At 67.0% G+C, this 1,761-nt stretch carries 2 protein-coding genes; both read right to left on the bottom strand.

Translation table 11 applies throughout. The features are described 5' to 3' along the window. Window positions 1–2: 2 nt before the first annotated feature. Window positions 3–857, bottom strand: coding sequence for a carbohydrate ABC transporter permease (locus GKQ77_RS32370; protein ID WP_219692712.1), 855 nt, complete (start codon window positions 855–857; stop codon window positions 3–5). Further along, on the bottom strand, window positions 858–1,703 hold the full coding sequence (locus GKQ77_RS32375) for a carbohydrate ABC transporter permease (RefSeq protein ID WP_219692713.1): 846 nt from the start codon (window positions 1,701–1,703) through the stop codon (window positions 858–860). Between the last annotated feature and the right edge of the window lie 58 nt (window positions 1,704–1,761).

Here is a 1,761-nt window from a genome sequence, read left to right on the forward strand (position 1 = left end):
CCTCAGCCCTTCACCGCCCCGCCCAGCGCGAAGCCCCCGCCGAGGCGGCGTGAGACGAGGACGTACAAGACGATCACCGGCGTCGAGTACAGGATCGAGAACGCGGCCAGCTGGCCGTAGACCACCGTCCCCTTGTTGCCGAAGAAGTCGTTGATGCTGACCGACGCCGGCATCTGTTCCGGGGTGAGCAGGAGCATGAAGGGGACGAAGAAGTTGCCCCACATCATGACGAACGAGAAGACCGTCACCACCGCCACCCCGGGGCCCATCAGGGGCAGCACGATCCGGATCAGGGACTGGAAGGACGAGGCACCGTCCGTCCAGGCCGCCTCTTCCAGTTCCTTCGGGACGCCGTCCATGAAGTTCTTCATCAGCCAGATGGCGAAAGGGAGTTGGGACGCGGCGAAGAAGAAGATCGTGCCGTGCATCGTGTCGATCAGGTCCACCTGTACGAAGAGCGCGTACACCGGGACCATGATCGCCGTGATCGGCAGGCTCGTCGCGAAGAGAATCGTCAGCATGAAGGGGCGGTTCAGGCGGGAGCGGTAACGGGAGAGCGGGTACGCGGCGAGGGCCGCGCAGACCACCGTGAGCGCCGTGCCGCCGCCGCACAGGAGGAGGCTGTTGAGGAGCGGCGTGAAGGTGATCTCGGGGGTCAGGACCTTGTCGTAGTTGTCCAGGGTGAGGCCGTCCGGGACGCGTACCCGCAAATCCGCTTCCGGGTCGAAGGAGGACAGGACCACCCAGGCCAGCGGGAGCACGAACGCCGCCGCCACGGTCAGCAGGCCCGCGTCGGCCGCGAGCCGGTGTTTCGTACGCCGTGAACGCGAGGTGCGTGGAGGCTTGTTGACGGGCACTCAGACCTCCGTACGCAACAGGCGCATATATACGAGGGAGAAGAGCGAGCCGACCAGGAGCAGGAGCAGGGCCACCGCCGTGCCGTAGCCGATCATGCTCTTCTGGAAGGCCTGCTCGTACATGAAGAGCGGCAGGGTCTGGCTGCGGTTTCCCGGGCCGCCGCGCGTCATCACCCAGATCAGACCGAAGACGGAGAGCGTCTGGAGGGTGTTGAGCATGAGGTTCGTGCCGATCGAGCGGCGGATCATCGGCAGCGTGATGTGCCACATGCGGCGCCAGCCGCCCGCGCCGTCGACCTGCGCGGCCTCGGTGATCTCCTTGGGGATCTCGTTGAGGGCGGCGGAGTAGACGAGCATCGAGAAGGCCGTCCCGCGCCAGACGTTGGCGAACGACACCGCGAGGATGGGGAGCGTGAACAGCCAGTTCTGGGACGGGAGATGGAGGAGGTCGAGGACGGCGTTGAGGGTGCCCTCGCGGCGGAAGAAGGCGTAGAGGAGGAAGCCCGCGACGACCTCCGGCAGCACCCAGGCGGTGATGACGATCGCACCCGTGAGGGTACGGACCGGCTTCGACGCGCGCTGCATGAGGGTGGCGAGGGCGAGCCCCAGCGTGTTCTGGCCGATGACGGAGGAGAGGAACGTGAAGACCAGGGTGAGCCAGACCGCGTTGAGGAACCGCTCGTCGCCGAACGCCTCACGGAAGTTGTCGAGGCCGATGAAGCTGGACTCGGCCTGGCCGGTCAGCTGGAGGTCGGTGAAGGCGATGTACGCGCAGTAGCCGATCGGCCCGGCGAGGAACAGTGCGAGGAGGACGACGGCGGGTGAGACGGGCAGGGCTCTGAGCAGGCCCCGGCGGGTTCGGGCGCGGGTCCGGGCGCGGACGACGGTGGCTCAGGCGCATGTC

This window comes from Streptomyces anatolicus (assembly GCF_019400875.1).
Lineage (GTDB): Bacteria > Actinomycetota > Actinomycetes > Streptomycetales > Streptomycetaceae > Streptomyces > Streptomyces anatolicus.